We start from the raw sequence: 19,418 nt of genomic DNA on the forward strand, positions 1-19,418 counted from the left end.
AGGCGGTCCTACGCTGGAGAAATCCGACCCGACGCGCCCGGGAGCCCCGCCATGACCGTCACCGATGCAGCGACCGGCCCCGTCGAGACCTCCGAGGCGCTCTCCGCGGCCCTCCACCGGGCCGATCCGCAGCTGGCCGACCTGCTGGCCGCCGAGGCCGAGCGGCGGGCCGAGACGCTCCAGCTGCTGGCGGGGGAGAACCTCACCAGCCCGGCCGTCCTGGCGGCCCTCACCGGCCCGCTGATCGACAAGTACGCCGAGGGCTACCCCGGCCGCCGCCACCACACCGGCTGCGCGCTCGCCGACGCCGCCGAGCTGCTCGCGGTCGACCGGGCCCGGGCGCTGTTCGCCGCCCCGCACGCCAATGTGCAGCCGCGCTCCGGCACCTCCGCGATGCTGGCCGCCTACGCCGCGCTGCTGCGGCCCGGCGACGTGGTGCTCGCGATGTCGCTGGAGCACGGCGGCCACCTCAGCTGCGGCTCGCGGGCCAACTTCTCCGGCCGCTGGTTCGACTTCGTCGGCTACGGGGTGCGCCGCGAGGACGGCCTGATCGACCTCGACCAGGTGCGCGAGCTGGCCCTGCGCCACCGCCCGAAGGCGATCGTGGCCGGTTCCATCTCCTACCCGCGCCACCCGGACTGGGCCGCCTTCCGGGAGATCGCCGACGAGGCGGACGCCTACCTGGTGGCCGCGGCCGCGCAGACCACCGGCCTGATCGCGGCCGGCGCGGCGCCGTCCCCGGTGCCGTACGCGGACGTCACGGTGGCGGCCACCCACAAGCTGCTGCGCGGCCCGCGCGGGGGCCTGCTGCTGTGCACCGCGGAGCTGGCCGAGCGGGTCGACCGGGCGGTCTTCCCGTTCAGCCAGGGCGGCGCCGCGATGAACGAGGTGGCCGGCAAGGCCGTCGCGCTGGCCGAGGCCGCGACGCCCGCCTACCGCGCCTACGCGCACCGCGCGGTGGCCGGCGCGCGGGTGCTCGCGGAGGGGCTCGCGCAGGCCGGCGCGCGCCCGCTGACCGGCGGGACCGACACCCACCTGGTGACGGCCGACGTCGCCCCGCTCGGGGTCACCGGCGCCGAGGCGGAGCGCCGCTGCGCGGCCGCCGGGCTGCTGCTCGGCAAGTGCGCGCTGCCGTACGACGAGGCGCCGCCCGCGGAGGCCTCCGGGATCCGCCTCGGCAGCGGCACGGTGACCTCGCAGGGCATGGGGGAGGCGGAGCTGGCGGAGATCGCCGGGCTGATCGGACGGCTGCTCGTCCGGGGCGCGGACGTCCGGGTGGGGGAGCGGGTGCGGGAGCTGGCGCGGGCCTTCGCCGGGCGCCGGTGAACGGCTGTCCGAATCTCCTGCCCGGCAGGGCGAACCGCGATGCGCGCCCCCGGCGTCGGACTCAATAAGGTGTGTGCCGTGGCGACGCACCTCGAACCCCGGACAGGCACGGGCGTACCTTCGGTACCCACCCGTCGGACAGCGATGCAGGAGGCCAGTGGTGCGTGAGTATCTGCTGGTGCTGTTCTGCACCGCGGCCGTCACCTACCTGCTGACCGGCCCGGTCCGGAAGTTCGCCATCGCGGCGGGGGCGATGCCCCCGGTCCGCGCCCGCGACGTGCACCGCGAGCCCACGCCCCGGCTCGGCGGCATCGCCATGTTCGGCGGACTCTGCGCGGGCATCCTGGTCGCCTCCCAGCTGGACAACCTGAGCAAGGTGTTCTCCCAGGGCACCGACATCCGGGCGCTGCTCTCCGGCGCCGGCATCATGTGGCTGCTCGGCGTGCTGGACGACAAGTGGGGCGTGGACGCCCTGGTGAAGCTCGGCGGCCAGATGATCGCCGCCGGCGTGATGGTCTGGCAGGGCGTCACGGTGATCACCCTGCCGGTGCCGGGTGTCGGGCCGGTCGCGGTCAGCCCCACCCAGGGCATGGTCATCTCGGTGGTCATGGTCGTCGTCATGGTCAACGCGGTGAACTTCATCGACGGCCTGGACGGCCTGGCGGGCGGCATGGTCTGCATCGCCGCGATGGCCTTCTTCCTGTACTCCTACCGGCTCTGGTACGGCTACACGATCACCGACGCCGCCCCCGCCGTGCTGTTCAGCGTGCTGCTGATCGGCATGTGTCTGGGCTTCCTGGCGCACAACATGCACCCGGCCCGGATCTTCATGGGCGACTCCGGGTCGATGATGCTCGGGCTGATGCTGGCCGTCGCCGCGATCTCCATCACCGGCCGCGTGGACCCCGACCTGATCACCAGCGAGCTGGGCTCGCAGACCGCCACCGTGCACGCCCTGGTGCCGATCTACATCCCGCTGCTGCTGCCGCTGACGGTCATCGCGCTGCCGTTGGCGGACCTGCTGCTCGCGGTGGTCCGCCGCACCTGGGCGGGCCAGTCCCCGTTCGCCGCCGACAAGCGGCACCTGCACCACCGACTGCTCCAGGTCGGCCACTCGCACAGCCGTGCCGTACTGATCATGTACTTCTGGGCCGCGCTGATCGCGTTCGGGACCGTCGCCTTCTCGGTCACCAACACCGGCCGCACCGTCGTCCTCACGCTGGCCGGGCTCTGCCTGGTCGGCCTGGTGGTGCTGCTCACTCCGCGGTTCCGGCCGCGGGCCCCGCGCGCGGTGCAGGCCTTCGTGCCGCCGCGCTACCGCCGCCGTCCGGTGGCCCGGACCGCCGGGCCGGTTGCGCACGGTGCCCGGACCGCGGAAGGTGGGGAGGGCGCGGAGCGCGCGGAGCTCACCGCCGAATCGGCCGGTCGTGCGGCCTCCGAACCGATGGCCGAACTGTCGGCCGAGGACAAGCGCCTGCTCGGCGGGGTGCCGAAGGGATCGTCGGCGATCACCGGCCGGGGTCACGGCAACGGCCGGAGCCGCTAGCGGAGGTGATGGCCCGTCAACCGTCGTCACCCGTTCGGCGGCACCCTTGGCCCGTCGGTGTGACAGGTGCCACACATTCATGGTAAAGCTCTCATCAAATAGTTTGTGATACCGTTCACGAGTACCGAGAACACGCCGAAAGACCTGACAGGTGGATGACTTCCGTCCCTGGTGGGTCTCCCTCGACGGGCTCGCCGTCGAGCGGCCGGCCCGCGGCGGTTCCGGTCCGGTGTCCCCACCGCGCTTCTCGCCCGTCCCCCCGCCACATCGACATGCCGCCGGAGTTGCCGACATGCCGTCCAACGACGCCCGGATCCTCCGAGGCGCCGCGATCCCCACTGCGGCCGCCGGAGTCATTGCGATGGCGATCTCCTTCGCCGTCGCCGGGGGCAAGGGCCTGCTCGGAGCACTCTTCGGCGCCCTGCTGGTGATGGCCTTCTTCACCTTCGGGCAGGTCGCCCTCGACCGGCTGACCAGGTCGAACCCCCAGATCATGATGGCCGCCGCGCTGCTGGTGTACACCACGCAGATCCTGCTGGTCGGCATCGTGCTGGCGGTCTTCAAGGACACCGAACTCTTCAACCGGCAGGCCTTCGCCTTCACGCTGCTCGGCTGCGCGCTGATCTGGACCGGGTTCCAGGTGCGCGGCGCCCTGAAGGCCAAGACCTTCTACGTCGACCCCGAAGCCTCTGAAAAGAAGGCCGAGAAGCCGTCCGACAAGGGGCGTCAACAGTGATGACGCCCCACTGTCCCCCCAACGAGGGGGGCGGTGTTTATGCCGCGCTGACGGGCTGCTATCGTCCGTCGCAACAACGGAGTACGGGAAGAGGCCTGGTCTGTCCGCACGGCGGACCGATCGCCCCCCGGATCCGCGCAGTCTTCGATGATCCCGCTTCGGTGCAGCGCACTGACGCGCGGGGTCGGCGAGAAACCCATCAAGTTCCAGTGCCGCTCCGTGGTCGCAGGCCACGCCGACACAGCGAGGTTGCCGTAACCATGCGTCACGACGAAGGAGTCCGTGGTGAGTGCTGAACTCACGTCCCTCGCCTCAGGCAGTTGCCACTTCGGGGACGCTGGCTGCGGCTTCCCGGCCCCGGGCCTGAACGAGTTCCAGTTCGAGCCGATTTTCTCGATCGGCAGCTTCGAGTTCAACAAGCCGATGCTGCTGTCGATCATCGTGGCCGCGCTGGTCGTGGTGTTCTTCTGGGCCGCGTTCGCCAAGCCGAAGCTGGTCCCGGGCAAGCTGCAGCTGGTCGGTGAGATCGGCTACGACTTCGTCAAGCGCTCCATCGTGCTGGAGACGATCGGCAAAAAGGGCGAGAAGTACGTCCCGATGCTGGTCTCGATGTTCTTCTTCGTATGGCTGCTGAACATCATGTCGGTCATCCCGTTCGCCCAGTTCCCGGTGACGGCGGCGATCGCGTTCCCGGCCGGTCTGGCCGCGGTCGTGTGGATCACCTACATGACGCTGACCTTCAAGAAGCACGGCTTCGTCGGCGGTCTCAAGAACCTCTGCTGGCCCTCGGGCATCCCCGGCTGGGTCATGTTCATCCTGGTGCCGATCGAGTTCTTCTCGAACATCTTCGTGCGCCCCTTCACGCTCGCGGTCCGAGCCTTCGCGAACATGTTCGCCGGCCACCTGCTGATCGTGATGTTCTCCATCGCCTCCTGGTACCTGCTCAGCCCGACCCTGGGCGCGCTGTACGGCTCGGCCTCGTTCATCGTCGCCGTCGGCCTGACCGCCTTCGAGCTGCTGGTCCAGTTCCTGCAGGCCTACATCTTCGTGATGCTGGCCAGCAGCTACATCGCCGGTGCCCTGGAAGAGGCGCACTGAGCCAGGGGCTGCGGCCCTCCTGAACCACCCCCCGGAACGCCCGGTGGCCAATCACCACCGGATCACCATCCCCGCAAAGGACACATTGCAATGAGCATGCTCGCTGAGGTCGGCGTCTACGGTTCCGTCGCTTCCATCGGCTACGGCCTCGCCGCGATCGGCCCCGGCATCGGTGTCGGTCTCATCTTCGGTAACGGTGTCCAGGCCATGGCCCGTCAGCCCGAGGCCGCCGGCCTGATCCGTTCCAACATGTTCATCGGCTTCGCGCTGACCGAGGCGCTCGCCCTCATCGGCATCGTCATGCCGTTCGTCTTCGGCCAGGGCCCCAAGTAATCCCGGCGTAGACCCTTCGAGGAAGGTCCAGATATGAGCATCGCGGCTCACCTCGCGGAGGAGGGGGAGATCATGAACCCCCTTCTGCCCGCATGGCCCGAGATCATCATCGGCCTGCTCTGCTTCTTCATCGTCTTCGGGATCCTCGGCAAGAAGCTCCTCCCCAGCATCGAGAAGGTGCTGTCGGAGCGCCGGGACGCGATCGAGGGCGGCATGGAGCGCGCCGAGGCCGCTCAGGCCGAGGCCCAGGCCACGCTTGAGCAGTACCGCGCGGAGCTCGCCGAGGCGCGTCACGAGGCTGCTCGCATCATCGAGCAGGCTCGCGAGCAGGGCGCCGCCCAGCTCGCCGAGATGCGCGAGGAGGGCCAGCGCCAGCGCGAGGCCATCGTCGCCGCCGGCCACGCCCAGATCGAGGCCGACAAGAAGCAGGCGACCGCCGCCCTGCGCCAGGACGTGGGCTCGCTGGCCACCCAGCTGGCGTCCCGCATCGTGGGTGAGTCCCTTGAGGACCACGCGCGGCAGAGCGGTGTCGTCGACCGCTTCCTGGACGAGCTGGAGGCCAAGGCCGCCGTTGCTCAGGGTGCGGCCAAGTGATCGGCGCCAGCCGCGAGGCTCTGGCCGCCGGGCGGCAGAACCTGGAGAGCCTGACCGACTCCACCTCGGTGGACGCGGCCGTGCTCGCCGAGGAGCTCACCGCCGTCACGACCCTGCTGGACCGTGAGGTGTCGCTCCGCCGCGTTCTGACCGACCCCTCCCGGTCGGGCCAGGACAAGGCGCAGCTGGTCTCCTCGCTGCTGACCGGCCAGGTGTCCGGCGAGACGGTCGACCTGGTCTCCGGCCTGGTCCGGTCCCGCTGGTCGGGCGCCCGCGACCTGGTCGACGCCACGGAGCAGCTGGCCGCGTACGCCGAGGTCATCGCCGCCGACAAGGCCGGTGCCCTGGACGACGTCGAGGACGAGCTCTTCCGGTTCGGCCGGGTGGTGAGCGGCTCGCACGAGCTGCGTTCCGCGCTGACCGAGCCCAAGGCCGGCGCCGTCGCCAAGGCGGCCCTGATCAAGAAGCTGCTCGGCGGCCGCGCCAACGCGGGCACCGTGCGGCTGGTCACCAGCCTGGTCACCAACCCGCGTGGCCGTAGCCTGGAGCAGGGGCTGGAGTCCTACTCCAAGCTCGCCGCGGCCCGGCGTGACCGTGTGGTGGCCCAGGTCACCACCTCGGCGCCGCTGTCGGACGGCCAGAAGGAGCGCCTGTCGGGTGCCCTCGGCCGACTGTACGGCCGCCAGGTCCACCTGAACATCGACATCGACCCCGAGGTCGTCGGCGGTGTCCGGGTGCAGATCGGTGACGAGATCATCGACGGCACGGTGTCGAGCCGCCTTGAGGGCGCTCGTCAGTCGCTCGAAGGCTGAACACCCAAGCAGCACATCCGACCCTCGGTCGGGAAACCGGCTCCACCGGAGTCGGGAAAACGTACGGCCGGTTCATACGACCCGGCCGAGAGTCGAGTACTTGCGGCCCTCAATGGCGGGCCGAGGATCGCAAACTAGGAGAGCAGGGAAGCCTGATGGCGGAGCTTACGATCCGTCCGGAGGAGATCCGGGACGCGCTGGCCGACTTTGTCCAGTCGTACCAGCCGGACGCCGCCTCTGTGGAAGAGGTCGGCACGGTCACTGACGCGGCGGACGGCATCGCCCATGTCGAGGGTCTGCCCTCGGTCATGGCGAACGAGCTGCTGAAGTTCGAGGACGGCACCCTCGGCCTCGCGCTGAACCTCGACACCCGCGAGATCGGTGTCGTCGTCCTCGGTGAGTTCGGCGGCATCGAGGAGGGCCAGACGGTGCGCCGCACCGGAGAGGTCCTCTCCGTCCCGGTCGGCGACGGCTACCTCGGCCGCGTCGTGGACCCGCTGGGCAACCCGATCGACGGCCTGGGCGACATCGCCTCGACCGGCCGTCGCGCCCTGGAGCTCCAGGCTCCGGGCGTCATGGCCCGCAAGTCGGTCAAGCAGCCGCTGCAGACCGGCATCAAGGCCATCGACGCGATGACCCCGATCGGCCGTGGCCAGCGTCAGCTGATCATCGGTGACCGCCAGACCGGCAAGACCGCGGTGGCCGTCGACACGATCATCAACCAGCGCGACAACTGGCGCTCGGGCGACCCGGAGAAGCAGGTCCGCTGCATCTACGTCGCCGTGGGCCAGAAGGGCTCCACCATCGCGTCCGTCCGCGGCGCCCTGGAGGAGGCCGGCGCGCTGGAGTACACCACCATCGTGGCCGCTCCCGCCTCCGACCCGGCCGGCTTCAAGTACCTCGCCCCGTACACCGGCTCGGCCATCGGCCAGGAGTGGATGTACGACGGCAAGCATGTCCTGATCATCTTCGACGACCTGTCGAAGCAGGCCGAGGCCTACCGCTCCGTCTCCCTGCTGCTGCGCCGCCCGCCGGGCCGCGAGGCCTACCCGGGTGACGTCTTCTACCTGCACTCCCGCCTGCTGGAGCGCTGCGCCAAGCTGAACGACGCGCTCGGCGGCGGCTCGATGACCGGTCTGCCGATCATCGAGACCAAGGCCAACGACGTCTCGGCGTACATCCCGACCAACGTCATCTCCATCACCGACGGCCAGTGCTTCCTGGAGTCCGACCTGTTCAACGCCGGCATCCGCCCGGCCGTGAACGTCGGTATCTCGGTCTCCCGCGTCGGTGGCTCCGCCCAGATCAAGGCCATGCGCTCGGTCGCCGGCCGTCTGCGTCTGGACCTCGCCCAGTACCGCGAGCTGGAGGCCTTCGCCGCCTTCGGTTCCGACCTGGACGCGGCCTCCAAGGCCCAGCTGGAGCGCGGTGCGCGCATGGTCGAGCTGCTGAAGCAGGGCCAGTACCAGCCGTTCCCGGTCGAGGAGCAGGTCGTCTCCATCTGGGCCGGCACCACCGGCAAGCTGGACGACGTCCCGGTCGCGGAGATCCGCCGCTTCGAGCGCGAGTTCCTGGACTACGTGCGCCTGCAGCACAAGGACCTGCTCGCCGGCATCGTCGAGACCGGCCTGCTGGCCGACGGCACCGTCGACGCGCTGACGAAGGCCATCGAGTCCTTCAAGGCGGGTTACCAGACCGCTGACGGCAAGCTGCTCTCCGAGCAGGCCTGAGTCCGGTAGCGAGGGAAAGGACGTAACGACCCATGGGAGCACAGCTTCGGGTCTACAAGCGCCGGATCCGCTCTGTCACCGCGACGAAGAAGATCACCAAGGCGATGGAGATGATCTCCGCGTCGCGCATCGTCAAGGCGCAGCGCGCGGTGGCCGCCTCCACTCCGTACGCCGATGAGCTCACCCGGGCGGTGACGGCGGTGGCCACCCGGTCCAACGCCAAGCACCCGCTCACCACCGAGAACCCGAGCGCCTCGCGCGCCGCGGTCCTGCTGATCACGGCGGACCGCGGTCTGGCGGGCGGCTACTCGACCAACGCCATCAAGGCCGCGGCGACGCTCTCCGAGCGCCTGCGCGCCGAGGGCAAGGACGTGGTGACGTACATCGTCGGCCGCAAGGGCGTCTCGTACTACGGGTTCCGCAACCTCGCGGTCGAGAGCTCGTGGACGGGCTTCTCCGACAAGCCGACCTACGGCGACGCGAAGACGGTGGCGTCCGAGCTGATCGAGGCCTTCACGGCGGAGACCGGCGGCGTGGACGAGCTCCACCTGATCTCGACCGAGTTCGTGTCCATGCTGACGCAGAACGCGGTGGAGGCGCGGCTGCTGCCGCTGAAGCTGGACGAGGTCCAGCTCAGCGACCAGAAGCCGGCCAGGTCGGAGATCTTCCCGCTGTACGACTTCGAGCCGTCGGCGGAGGGCGTCCTGGACGCGCTGCTGCCGCGGTACGTCGAGAGCCGGATCTACAACGCGCTGCTGCAGTCGGCCGCCTCCGAGCACGCCGCCCGCCGCCGCGCCATGAAGAGCGCGACGGACAACGCCGGCGAGCTCATCAAGTCGCTCACGCGGCTTGCCAACTCGGCCCGTCAGGCCGAGATCACCCAGGAAATCAGCGAGATCGTCGGTGGCGCGAACGCCCTGGCCGACGCTAGCGCGGGGAGCGAATGAGTATGACCACCACTGTTGAGCCGACCACGGCGACGGGCCGCGTCGCGCGGGTCATCGGCCCGGTCGTCGACGTGGAGTTCCCCGTCGACGCCATCCCGGACATGTTCAACGCCCTGCACGTCGAGGTGGACAACCCCGACGGCACGGGCAAGAAGACCCTGACCCTTGAGGTCGCCCAGCACCTCGGCGACGGCCTGGTCCGCGGCATCTCGATGCAGCCGACCGACGGTCTGGTCCGTGGCTCGCAGGTCACCGACACGGGTGCCGCGATCTCGGTCCCGGTCGGCCAGATCACCAAGGGCAAGGTCTTCAACGCCCTCGGCGACGTGCTGAACGTGGACCAGGCGGAGTTCGACAAGCAGGTCGAGGTCCGCTGGCCGATCCACCGCAAGGCCCCGGAGTTCAAGGACCTTGAGTCCAAGACCGAGATGTTCGAGACCGGCATCAAGGTCATCGACCTCCTCACCCCGTACGTCCAGGGTGGCAAGATCGGTCTGTTCGGTGGTGCCGGTGTCGGCAAGACCGTTCTGATCCAGGAGATGATCTACCGCGTCGCCGAGAACTTCGGTGGTGTGTCGGTGTTCGCCGGTGTCGGCGAGCGCACCCGTGAGGGCAACGACCTCATCGACGAGATGGTCGACTCGGGCGTTCTGGACAAGACCGCGCTGGTCTTCGGCCAGATGGACGAGCCGCCGGGCACCCGTCTGCGCGTCGCGCTCTCCGCGCTGACCATGGCGGAGTACTTCCGCGACGTCGAGAAGCAGGACGTGCTCCTCTTCATCGACAACATCTTCCGGTTCACCCAGGCCGGTTCCGAGGTGTCGACCCTGCTCGGCCGCATGCCCTCCGCGGTGGGTTACCAGCCGAACCTGGCCGACGAGATGGGCCTCCTGCAGGAGCGCATCACCTCGACCCGCGGTCACTCGATCACCTCGATGCAGGCGATCTACGTCCCCGCGGACGACCTGACCGACCCGGCGCCGGCCACCACCTTCGCCCACCTGGACGCGACCACCGTTCTGTCGCGTCCGATCTCGGAGAAGGGCATCTACCCGGCCGTCGACCCGCTGGACTCCACGTCCCGCATCCTCGACCCGCGGTACATCGCTGCGAACCACTACGACACGGCCGTCCGTATCAAGGGGATCCTGCAGAAGTACAAGGACCTCCAGGACATCATCGCGATCCTCGGTATCGACGAGCTGTCCGAGGAGGACAAGGTCACGGTCCACCGTGCCCGCCGCATCGAGCGCTTCCTCTCGCAGAACACCTACGTGGCGAAGCAGTTCACCGGTGTCGAGGGCTCGACCGTTCCGCTGTCGGAGACCATCGAGGCCTTCAACGCGATCGCGGACGGCAAGTACGACTCCGTCCCGGAGCAGGCCTTCTTCATGTGCGGTGGCATCGAGGACCTGGAGAAGAACGCCGCCGAGCTGGCGAAGAAGTAGTCCGGCCGGTAGCAGCCGAGCGTGACCGCGAGGGGTGGGCCCCAACCCTGGGACCCACCCCTCGCGTCGCATCGGCTGTGATTCCGGTCAAATCCGTGCCGCCGGTTTCATGCCGGGGGCGCGGGCCCGTTATTCTTACCGAAACTCCCGAGTAATCGGGCGTTGCATGAGCCTAGGAGCCCACGTTGGCTGAGCTGCACGTCGAGCTGGTCGCAGCCGACCGCAAGGTGTGGTCCGGTGCGGCCACCATCGTCGTCGCCCGTACGGCCTCCGGTGACACCGGCATCATGCCGGGTCACACCCCGGTGCTGAGCGTGCTGGAGACCGGTCCGGTCACCATCCGCACCACGGACGGCGGCACCGTGATCGCCGCGGTGCACGGCGGCTTCATCTCCTTCGCCGACAACAAGCTGTCTCTGCTCGCGGAGATCGCCGAGCTGGCGGACGAGATCGACGTCGCGCGCGCCGAGCGCGCACTGGAGAAGGCCAAGTCCGACCTGGACGCGCACGCCGAGCGTCGCGCCGAGGTCCGGCTGTTCGCGGCGCGCGGCCACAAGGTCCACGCCTGAGTGCGCCGGACCCCGCCCGAGCGGGGTCGACCGACGGTCCCGGGGACGCGTGAGCGTGACCCCGGGACTGTCGTCTCAGTTGGTAGGTCAACGCGGTCGTTGGTACGACCGACACGGGGAACGCGGGTAGCGAGGAGGTAGGTGAGCATGGTCCTCGCCCTTGTGGTGTGTGCGGCGGTCGTGGCGCTCGGTGTGATCGGGTTGGTCGCGTTCGCGGTACGCCGCCGTGTGATCCAGCGGGTCGGTGGCACGTTCGACTGCAGCTACCGGCTCAAAATGCCGGCCGACGCCTCGACGCAGCCCGACCTCGACGAGAACGGCCAACCCACCCCGGCCCCGGTCCCGCAGACCGACGGCAAGGGGTGGGTTTTTGGTATCGGCCGGTACAGCGGCGATTCGATCGAGTGGTTCCGGGTCTTCTCCTACGCCCCGCGCCCGCGCAAGGTCCTGCCGCGCCGGGAGATCGAGGTGCTCGGCCGGCGCTACCCGGAGGGGCAGGAGGAGCTGGCCCTGCTCTCCGGCTCGGTGGTGCTGCGCTGCCTGCACAACGGCGCCCCGCTGGAGCTGGCGATGAGCGAGGACGCGCTCACCGGCTTCCTCGCCTGGCTGGAGGCGGCCCCGCCCGGGCAGCGGGTCAACGTCGCCTGACGGGGGCCGACGCCCGGACCGGTCCCGCTAGGCTGGCCGCATGGTCAATCTGACGCGCATCTACACCCGCACCGGCGACGACGGCACCACCGCGCTGGGCGACATGAGCCGCACGACCAAGACCGACCCGCGACTGGTCGCGTACGCCGACACCAACGAGGCCAACGCCGCGATCGGCGTGGCGGTCGCGGCCGGCGCGCTGCCCGAGGACGTGGTCGCGGTGCTGACCCGGGTGCAGAACGACCTCTTCGACGTCGGCGCCGACCTGGCCACCCCGGTGGTGGAGGACCCCCAGTACCCGCCGCTGCGGGTCGAGCAGTCCTACATCGACAAGCTGGAGGCGGACTGCGACCACTACCTGGAGACGCTGGAGAAGCTCCGCAGCTTCATCCTGCCCGGCGGCACCCCCGGCGCCGCCCACCTGCACCTGGCCTGCACGGTGGTGCGCCGGGCCGAGCGGGCCACCTGGGCGGCGATCGACACGCACGGGGACACCGTCAACCCGCTGACCGCCAAGTACCTCAACCGGCTGTCCGACCTGCTGTTCATCCTGGCCCGCTCGGCCAACAAGGAGCGCGGCGACGTGCTCTGGGTGCCGGGCGAGAACCGCTGAGTCAGCGGTCCGCCCGCTCGGGGACCCGCGAGCCCACGATCCGGCCGTCCTCGACGATCGCGCCGGCCGGCGGCTCCTTCGGCCAGAGCGTGTAGCTGACGGCGATCGCGGTGTTCACCACCGCGGCGATCCCCAGCTTCCAGTACCACTGGTCGAAGACGGAGCTGCCGGGCGCGTCGGTGAACAGCCTCAGCACGGTGATCAGGGTGATCGTGATCGCCACCGAGACCAGTGTGCGCCGGCAGACCGTCCACTCGTAGCGGCTGCGCGCGCTGCCGTACTTGGGCGCGGGCAGCGGCTTCGGGCCGCCGGCGAAGCGGTGCAGGAAGCGGGCGTCGGCCCAGCGGACCACCGACGGGCCGTAGCCGATCGAGAAGCCCAGGTAGCTCGCGGCCAGCGGGTGGGTCCAGGAGGCGGTGGCGCCGCCGCGCAGGTCGAGGAAGGTGAGCAGGAAGAGCACCAGGTCGATCACGGGCAGCCCGACCAGCAGAACGGTGCTCGCCCTGCGCAGACGCAGCAGGTAGCGGGTGGCGAGGCCCAGTGAGAGGACCAGCCAGAAGGCGATCTCGGCGGCGACGATCAGGGTGACGATCATGGTCTCCTCCGGGAGTGGGTGATGCTTCCAGGCTCGCGGAGCATCCCCCGCGCGCGCGTCGTCACCGGGGACGGGCCCGGGCTGCACCTTTCGATGTACCCGGGCTCCTCCCGGCACCCGAGCCCGGTGGCGGGCCGGGATGATCTGATGGGGGGCGTGCGCAGACCGACACCCACCCCACGGCAGGTCGACGCGGGCATCGCGCTCGCGGGCCTGCTCGGCGGGCTGCTGCTGATCGCCTTCCAGGTGTACGACCACTCCTCGGCCATCCCGCGCTGGCAGGTGCTGCCGGCCCTGGTGGCCATGGCGGGGCTGGAGCTCGTCCGGCGGACCAGGCCGGTCCTGATCGCGGTGCTCGGCGGACTGGTCTTCGCCGGGAGCATCTTCTCCGGCGCGCTGCTGGCGACCACCATGATGTACACCGACCTGCTCTACGCGGCGGTGGTGTACGGACCCCGCCGGATGTCGCCGGTGCTGCACGCCACCGGCACCGCCTCGGTGCTGGTGCTGACCACCCTGACCCTCGTGTACGACCAGCCGGCGACGGCCGTCACGGTGGCCGTGATCACCGTGCTGATCTTCCTGGGCCCGCTGTGGACCGCCGACATCGTGCGCAAGCACCGCCAGGAGGCGGAGACCCAGCGGCTGCGGGCGGAACAGACCGCGCTGCTCTCGGAGATGGACCGGCGCGAGGCGGTGGTCGCCGAACGGGCCCGGATGGCCCGCGAGTTGCACGACGTGGTGGCCAACCACCTGTCGGCGATCGCGATCCACGCGACCGGTGCGCAGTCGGTGGCGCGGCGTCAGCGGCGGCCGGCGGACGATCCGGTGGTCGAGGTGCTCGGGGTGATCCGGGAGAACAGCGTCCAGGGACTGGCCGAGATGCGCCGCATCATCGGGCTGCTGCGGGACAGCGGCGGCGGCGAGGCCGACGAGTCCTACGCCGCGCCGGACCTGTCGGCGGTGGACGCGCTGCTCGCCAAGGCACGGGCGGCCGGGCAGGACGTCGGGCTGGACTTCGCGATGGCCGAGCGGGGCGAGCGCGGCGACCTGCCGGTGCCGGTGGAGCTGGCGGCGTACCGGATCGTGCAGGAGTCGCTGACCAACGCGCTCAAGCACGCCGGTCCGGGGGAGGTGCGGGTGGTGCTGGACTTCCGCCCGGAGGAGCTGCGGATCGCCGTGGACAGTCCGTTCCGCCAGGGGGCCGGGCAGGCGCTGCCGGGCGCCCGGGCCGGGCTGGTCGGCATGGCGGAGCGGGCCTCGCTGCTGGGCGGCAGCTTCGAGGCCGGGCCGAGGGAGGACTGCTGGAGCGTGCGCGCGGTGCTGCCGCGGGCGCTGTCGACGGAGGAAGGAGCGGGGCGGGCATGACGATCCGGGTGCTGGTCGCGGAGGACCAGGCGGCGGTCCGGGCGGCGCTGGTGATGATCCTGCGGGCCGAACCGGGGCTGGAGGTGGTCGGGCAGGCGGCGGACGGCGAGGAGGCCGTCCGGCTGGCCCTGGAGCTGCGGCCGGACGTGGTCCTGATGGACGTGCAGATGCCCCGGCTGGACGGCGTCTCGGCGACCCGGCAGGTGGTGGCGGCCGGGGCGGCGCAGGTCCTGGTGCTGACCACCTTCGACCTGGACGAGTACGTCTACGGCGCGCTGCGGGCCGGGGCGGCCGGGTTCCTGCTGAAGGACCTGGAGGCGGACACCCTGATCGAGGGCATCCGCACGGTGGCCCGCGGGGACGGCATGCTGGCGCCCTCGGTGACCCGGCGGCTGATCGGCACCTTCGCCCGCCCGGACCGGGTGGTGGGGCCCGAGGTGCGGGCGGCGGTGGAGGGGCTGACGCCGCGCGAGCGGGAGGTACTGGCCTGCATCGGCGCCGGTCTGTCGAACGGTGAGATCGCCGGGCGGCTGGAGATGGCCGAGGCGACCACCAAGACGCACGTCAGCCGGATCCTGGCGAAGCTGCGGCTGCGCAGCCGGGTGCAGGCGGCGATCCTCGCCCAGGACCTCGGGCTGATGATCTGATCGACCGATTTGCTCACGTGACCAGGTCGGTCACAGATCACACCCTCGGATGGCACCACGCGCCCCGTCCGGGGGCTAGAGTCCGGCCCATGAGCGATGCGGCTCGGTGGGCGACCCCTGCCTTGAGCCGCCTTCAGGGCCCGCCCAGCGGGGCGGCGACGGCATCGGGAGACCAAGCCATGAGCAGTGCGTCCAGCAAGCAGATCGCCGTGATCGGTGCCGGCCTGATGGGCGCCGGCATCGCCCAGGTCTCCGCCCGGGCCGGGCACCCGGTGGTCCTGCGCGACGTGACCGAGGAGGCGCTGCGGCGCGGCGTCGACGGTATCCGCGCCTCGTACGACAAATTCGTCTCCAAGGGGAAGCTCACCGCCGAGGACGCCGAGGCGGCGCTCGGCCGGATCACCACCACCACCGACCTGGGCGCGGTCGCCGGGGCCGACATCGTGGTCGAGGCCGTCTTCGAGCAGCTGGACGTCAAGGAGGGCGTCTTCAAGGAGCTCGACAAGCTCGCCAAGGACGGCGCGGTGCTCGCCTCCAACACCTCCGCCATCCCGATCACCCGGATCGCCGCCGTCACCTCCCGCCCCGAGTCGGTCGTCGGCGTGCACTTCTTCTCGCCGGTGCCGCTGATGAAGCTGGTCGAGCTGGTGCGCGGCTACAAGACCAGTGACGCCACGCTGGCCGCCGCCCGTGCCTTCGCCGAGGGCGTCGGCAAGGAGGTCGTGGTGGTCAACCGCGACGTGGCCGGTTTCGTCACGACCCGTCTGATCACCGCGCTGGTCGTCGAGGCCGCCAAGCTCTACGAGTCGGGCGTGGCCACCGCCGAGGACATCGACACCGCCTGCCGGCTCGGTTTCGGCCACCCGATGGGTCCGCTGCAGACCGCCGACCTGACCGGCGTGGACATCCTGCTGCACGCCGCGCGGAACATCTACGACGAGACCCAGGACGAGAAGTTCGCCGCCCCGGAGATCATGGCCCGGATGGTCACCGCCGGCGACCTCGGCCGCAAGAGCGGCCGCGGCTTCTACCCGTACGAGGGCAAGTGACCCCGGGCCGGTGAACGGGCGGGCCGTGCGGGTACGGAACCGGACGGCCCGTCCCCCCGTGGAGCGGGTGAGTTTCCTCACGCCGGGTGCCGCAGACGGGTGATTTGGGCGGTAATCGAGCGTAGGTGTGGAGAGTTCCTGCGTATATTCCCTCGGACGGGTGAAATTGCTTCAGATCCGGCCATAACCAGCAACCCAGGGGGCCGGCTCACCGTCAGATGGATGACGGGGAACCCGGCATTCCGGCCGGGGCCGGCGCGTGGGGAAGCGGGGCCCGCCCGGCGCCCGGACCGCCACCGCCCCGCCCCTCCGGCCCGAGACCGCCAGCCCACCCGGATCCACCGACACCCGCACAGCACGCACCCGCACACCCGTACCCCAGGCCCGCCACGCGGAGGAGGAGAGCATGCGCATCACCGGCGACCACGCGGCGCTGGCCATCGAAGGCCGCCTCGACGTGCGCACCGCCGCCGACGCGCGGTCCCGGCTGCACCAGGCCGTCGACGGCGGCCTCGGCGACCTCGTCCTCGACCTCGCCCGGCTGGAGTTCTGGGACGCCACCGGCCTGGGCGTGATCATGGGCACCCACCGCCGGGCCGGGCGCATCGGCCGCCGTCTGGTGCTCCGCTCCGTCCCCGCCCAGCTCCAGCGCCTGCTGGTGGCCACCCGGTTGCACCGCATCCTCGCGGTCGAGGGCCTCACCGCCGACCCCCGCGGCGCCACCCTCCCGGCCGTCTGACCCCCCGGGACCCCCCGGGACCCGCCGAGGACGGCGCGGACCCCGGGACCACCCTGCGCGGGCGGGGACGGATGTGCGAGAGTCTGGCGGTCAGGACACGGCCGCCCGGCCCGCCCTTGCCGGGCGCGGCGGCCGCCAGGGGTGGACGGCGCGAGCGTGGGGCGGAGCAGAACGTGGCACAGCCAACCGGTGACTTCCGGCAGGAGTCCGTGCGCACCCGGAGCGGGGAGCTGGTCTCCGGCGGACTGCTGGTGACCGTCGGCGGCCCCGAGGGCTCCGAGGTCCGCCCCTGCCCCGCGGAATGGCGCCCCCGGCCCCGCCGCAACGGCCCCGGCACGCCCGCCCGCGGCCCGGCCGGCGAAACCGGCCGCCAGGTCGGCCCGCTCGCCCTCGGCGCCGGGCCCGCCGACCAGCCGCTGCTCGACCGCGAGGCCGACGTCACCCAGCTGCTCGGCATGCTCGCCGAAGGCCGGTCCATACGCCTGGTCGGCCAGGCCGGCTCCGGGCGCAGCGCCCTGCTGTCCGCCGTCGCCGACGCGGCCGCCGGCCTCGCCCCCGGCGGCGTGGTGCGGCTCTGCGGCCACCGCCGCACCGCCGCCGACCTGCTCCAGGACCTCTTCGCGGCCACCCACCACGCCCCCGGCCACCGTCCCGACCCCGGTCAGCTCGCCGAGCACCTCGCCGGCGTCGGCGCGATCGTCGTCATCGACGAGGTCGAGCCCGCCGGCGGCGAACTGGAGGCGATGCTCGCCGCCGCCCCCGACTGCGCCTTCCTGATCTCCACCGCCTCCGACGGCCCGCTGCTCCCGGCGGACTCCCGGCTCCGGGACCACCTGGTGGCCGGCCTCTCCCGGCCCGCCTGCCTGGCCCTCGCCGCCCGGCTGGCCGGACGGCCCCTGGACGCCGCCGAGAAGGCCTGGGCGGTGGACCTCTGGTTCGAGTCCGAGGGCCTGCCGCTGCGCTTCGTCCAGGCCGCCGCGCTGCTGCGCCAGCGGGACGTCGCGGTGGACGCGCTGGTCGCCGCCGAGGAGGACCGGATGGACGTCTTCGGCGCGGTGGCCGAGCCCGTCCACCACCCCGACCCGGCGGTGCGCGAGGCCGCGCTGCGCGACACCGTGCCGCTGCCCTCGGTCGCCGAGTCCACCCTGCCCGCCGTCCGGCTCGCCGAGGGGCTGAGCGAGACCGCGCAGGCCGTGCTGCGGCTCGCCGTGGCGCTCGGCGGCGAGTGCCCGACCGCCCCGCACCTGCCCGCGCTGATCGACGTCGGCCAGGGCGAGAGCGCGCTCGCCGAACTCGCCGACGCCGGGCTCGCCGCCCCGATCGGCGGCCACCACCGGCTCACCGCCGGGGCGCTGGAGCTGCTCGCCCCGCACTGGCCCGCCCGTGGCAGCACCGACGGCGCCGCCCAGCACTTCGCCTGGTGGGTCGGCCACTCCTCGGTCTCGCCGGCGCAGATCGCCGCCGAGGCCGAGGTGGTGATCGGCGTCCTGCTCGCGGACCGGGCCGCCGGACGGCACGACGCGGTGCTGCGGCTGGCCCGGGCGGCGGCCCCGGCGCTGGCGCTGGCGCTGCGCTGGGGGGCCTGGGAGCACGCTCTGCGGCTCGGCCTGGAGGCAGCCCGGCGCACCGGTGCCCGGGCCGACGAGGCCTGGTTCCACCACGAGCTGGGCGTGTACGCCGTCTGCGTCCACGAACCCGGCCGGGCCACGGCCGAGTTGGAGGCCGCACTGGCGCTGCGCGGCGCGATCGGCGAGTCGCGCGGGGCGGCCGGGGCGCGCCGGATGCTCGACCTGCTGCGGGCCGAGGGCCGGCAGCTGCCGCCCGCCGCGCCGGCCAAGGCGGCGCCGGCCCGCCGGCCCGGGCTGCGGGCCATCGCCCGGGTGCCGGTGCGGTTCGGGAGCAGGCGCGCGGCGATCGCCGCCTCGGCGGCCGTCCTGGCGCTCGGCGTGCTCGGCACGGCGGTCGGGGTGGCCGTGTCCGGCGAGGAGAAGGGCAACGACCCGCACAGCAGCAGCGACGACGGCTCGCCGGCGCCCGGCGCCGGCGCCTCGCCGCGCTCCACCGCGACGCGGTCCTCGCCGGCCGCGCCCTCGCCGTCCGCCCCGACGGCGCCGACCGCCGACGGTTCCGCGGAGGGGGCGGGCGCGCAGGCCCCGGAGGAACCGGAGGACGAACCGGCGCCGAGCGGCAGCGCCACCGCCCCGCGGACGGCGTCCGGCTCGCCGTCGGCCTCGGCGTCGAAGCGGCCGAGCCGTTCACCGAGCCCGGGGCCGAGCACCTCCGCCGCCGCGCCGCAGACCCAGGCCCCGAACCCGCCGCAGCCCCCGGCGGGCGGCTCGGACGGCGGCGCCGCGGGCGGCACGGCGGGCGCCGCGGGCGGCGGTGGGACGAGCGGCGGTGGCGGGACGGCCGGCAGCGGGGGCAGCGCGGGCGGCGGGGGGAGTGCCGGCGGCGTCACTCCGCCGACCGGCGAGACGACCGCCCAGCCCCCCGTCACGACGCCCCCGGTGCCCACCCAGCCCGCCACCCAGACGCCCACGGAGACGACGGCGCCGCCGGGCTCGGCGAGCCCGACGGCGCCCACGACGGCTCCGCCGCCGACCGGTCCGTGACCGGCCGG

At 72.0% G+C, this 19,418-nt stretch carries 19 protein-coding genes; 18 read left to right on the top strand and 1 reads right to left on the bottom strand.

All coding sequences use genetic code 11. From position 1 onward, the window contains the following. Positions 1-51: 51 nt before the first annotated feature. From glyA to ACFVVL_RS22620, 13 genes are all read left to right on the top strand, one after another. Positions 52-1,326, top strand: coding sequence for a serine hydroxymethyltransferase (gene glyA, locus ACFVVL_RS22560; protein WP_380286729.1), 1,275 nt, complete (start codon positions 52-54; stop codon positions 1,324-1,326). A gap of 160 nt (positions 1,327-1,486) precedes the next feature. After that, the gene (locus ACFVVL_RS22565) at positions 1,487-2,872 is read left to right on the top strand and encodes an MraY family glycosyltransferase (protein ID WP_380286728.1); all 1,386 of its coding nucleotides are present in this window, start codon (positions 1,487-1,489) and stop codon (positions 2,870-2,872) included. Between the two features lie 361 nt (positions 2,873-3,233). Further along, a complete protein-coding gene (locus ACFVVL_RS22570; RefSeq protein WP_387677934.1) occupies positions 3,234-3,608 on the top strand; it encodes a hypothetical protein in 375 nt (124 codons plus the stop codon). Between the two features lie 285 nt (positions 3,609-3,893). After that, entirely contained in the window at positions 3,894-4,706 is an 813-nt protein-coding gene (atpB, locus tag ACFVVL_RS22575; RefSeq protein ID WP_224277566.1) for a F0F1 ATP synthase subunit A, read from the top strand. Positions 4,707-4,796: 90 nt separating this feature from the next. Next, entirely contained in the window at positions 4,797-5,039 is a 243-nt protein-coding gene (gene atpE / locus ACFVVL_RS22580) for an ATP synthase F0 subunit C (protein WP_030302757.1), read from the top strand. 33 nt (positions 5,040-5,072) lie between these two features. Then, the gene (locus tag ACFVVL_RS22585) at positions 5,073-5,633 is read left to right on the top strand and encodes a F0F1 ATP synthase subunit B (RefSeq protein ID WP_376091430.1); all 561 of its coding nucleotides are present in this window, start codon (positions 5,073-5,075) and stop codon (positions 5,631-5,633) included. Continuing rightward, a complete protein-coding gene (locus tag ACFVVL_RS22590) occupies positions 5,630-6,445 on the top strand; it encodes a F0F1 ATP synthase subunit delta (RefSeq protein ID WP_380286726.1) in 816 nt (271 codons plus the stop codon). The genes ACFVVL_RS22585 and ACFVVL_RS22590 overlap by 4 nt, the downstream gene beginning before the upstream one ends. 155 nt (positions 6,446-6,600) lie before the next feature. Next, positions 6,601-8,175 carry a F0F1 ATP synthase subunit alpha gene (gene atpA / locus ACFVVL_RS22595; protein WP_380286725.1) on the top strand — a complete coding sequence of 525 codons (1,575 nt, stop codon included), beginning with the start codon at positions 6,601-6,603 and terminating at the stop codon, positions 8,173-8,175. A gap of 32 nt (positions 8,176-8,207) precedes the next feature. Next, positions 8,208-9,122, top strand: coding sequence for a F0F1 ATP synthase subunit gamma (locus ACFVVL_RS22600; RefSeq protein WP_387677939.1), 915 nt, complete (start codon positions 8,208-8,210; stop codon positions 9,120-9,122). A 2-nt stretch (positions 9,123-9,124) separates the two neighbouring features. Continuing rightward, entirely contained in the window at positions 9,125-10,570 is a 1,446-nt protein-coding gene (gene atpD / locus ACFVVL_RS22605) for a F0F1 ATP synthase subunit beta (RefSeq protein ID WP_380286723.1), read from the top strand. Positions 10,571-10,755: 185 nt separating this feature from the next. Then, entirely contained in the window at positions 10,756-11,139 is a 384-nt protein-coding gene (locus tag ACFVVL_RS22610; RefSeq protein ID WP_380286721.1) for a F0F1 ATP synthase subunit epsilon, read from the top strand. A gap of 147 nt (positions 11,140-11,286) precedes the next feature. Beyond that, positions 11,287-11,787 (top strand): DUF2550 domain-containing protein, encoded by a 501-nt coding sequence (locus ACFVVL_RS22615; protein ID WP_344324216.1) that lies wholly within the window; start codon positions 11,287-11,289, stop codon positions 11,785-11,787. A gap of 40 nt (positions 11,788-11,827) precedes the next feature. Then, complete coding sequence (locus ACFVVL_RS22620) at positions 11,828-12,400, top strand: cob(I)yrinic acid a,c-diamide adenosyltransferase (RefSeq protein WP_387677944.1); 573 nt, start codon at positions 11,828-11,830, stop codon at positions 12,398-12,400. Between the two features lies 1 nt (position 12,401). On the opposite strand, the gene ACFVVL_RS22625 is transcribed toward ACFVVL_RS22620, so the two are convergent. Beyond that, complete coding sequence (locus tag ACFVVL_RS22625) at positions 12,402-12,995, bottom strand: hypothetical protein (RefSeq protein WP_387677947.1); 594 nt, start codon at positions 12,993-12,995, stop codon at positions 12,402-12,404. Between the two features lie 147 nt (positions 12,996-13,142). Between ACFVVL_RS22625 and ACFVVL_RS22630 the strand changes: the two genes are divergently transcribed. From ACFVVL_RS22630 to ACFVVL_RS22650, 5 genes are all read left to right on the top strand, one after another. Next, a complete protein-coding gene (locus ACFVVL_RS22630) occupies positions 13,143-14,363 on the top strand; it encodes a sensor histidine kinase (RefSeq protein WP_387677950.1) in 1,221 nt (406 codons plus the stop codon). Further along, a complete protein-coding gene (locus ACFVVL_RS22635; protein WP_380286716.1) occupies positions 14,360-15,010 on the top strand; it encodes a response regulator in 651 nt (216 codons plus the stop codon). The genes ACFVVL_RS22630 and ACFVVL_RS22635 overlap by 4 nt, the downstream gene beginning before the upstream one ends. Positions 15,011-15,189: 179 nt before the next feature. Further along, positions 15,190-16,059 carry a 3-hydroxyacyl-CoA dehydrogenase family protein gene (locus ACFVVL_RS22640; RefSeq protein ID WP_380286715.1) on the top strand — a complete coding sequence of 290 codons (870 nt, stop codon included), beginning with the start codon at positions 15,190-15,192 and terminating at the stop codon, positions 16,057-16,059. Positions 16,060-16,465: 406 nt separating this feature from the next. Then, on the top strand, positions 16,466-16,798 hold the full coding sequence (locus ACFVVL_RS22645) for an STAS domain-containing protein (RefSeq protein ID WP_380286714.1): 333 nt from the start codon (positions 16,466-16,468) through the stop codon (positions 16,796-16,798). Between the two features lie 173 nt (positions 16,799-16,971). After that, complete coding sequence (locus tag ACFVVL_RS22650) at positions 16,972-19,410, top strand: ATP-binding protein (protein ID WP_387677955.1); 2,439 nt, start codon at positions 16,972-16,974, stop codon at positions 19,408-19,410. The last annotated feature ends 8 nt before the right edge of the window (positions 19,411-19,418 follow it).

Origin of the sequence: Kitasatospora sp. NPDC058115 (assembly GCF_042884635.1) — a bacterium.
In the GTDB taxonomy this organism is placed as follows: Bacteria; Actinomycetota; Actinomycetes; order Streptomycetales; family Streptomycetaceae; genus Kitasatospora.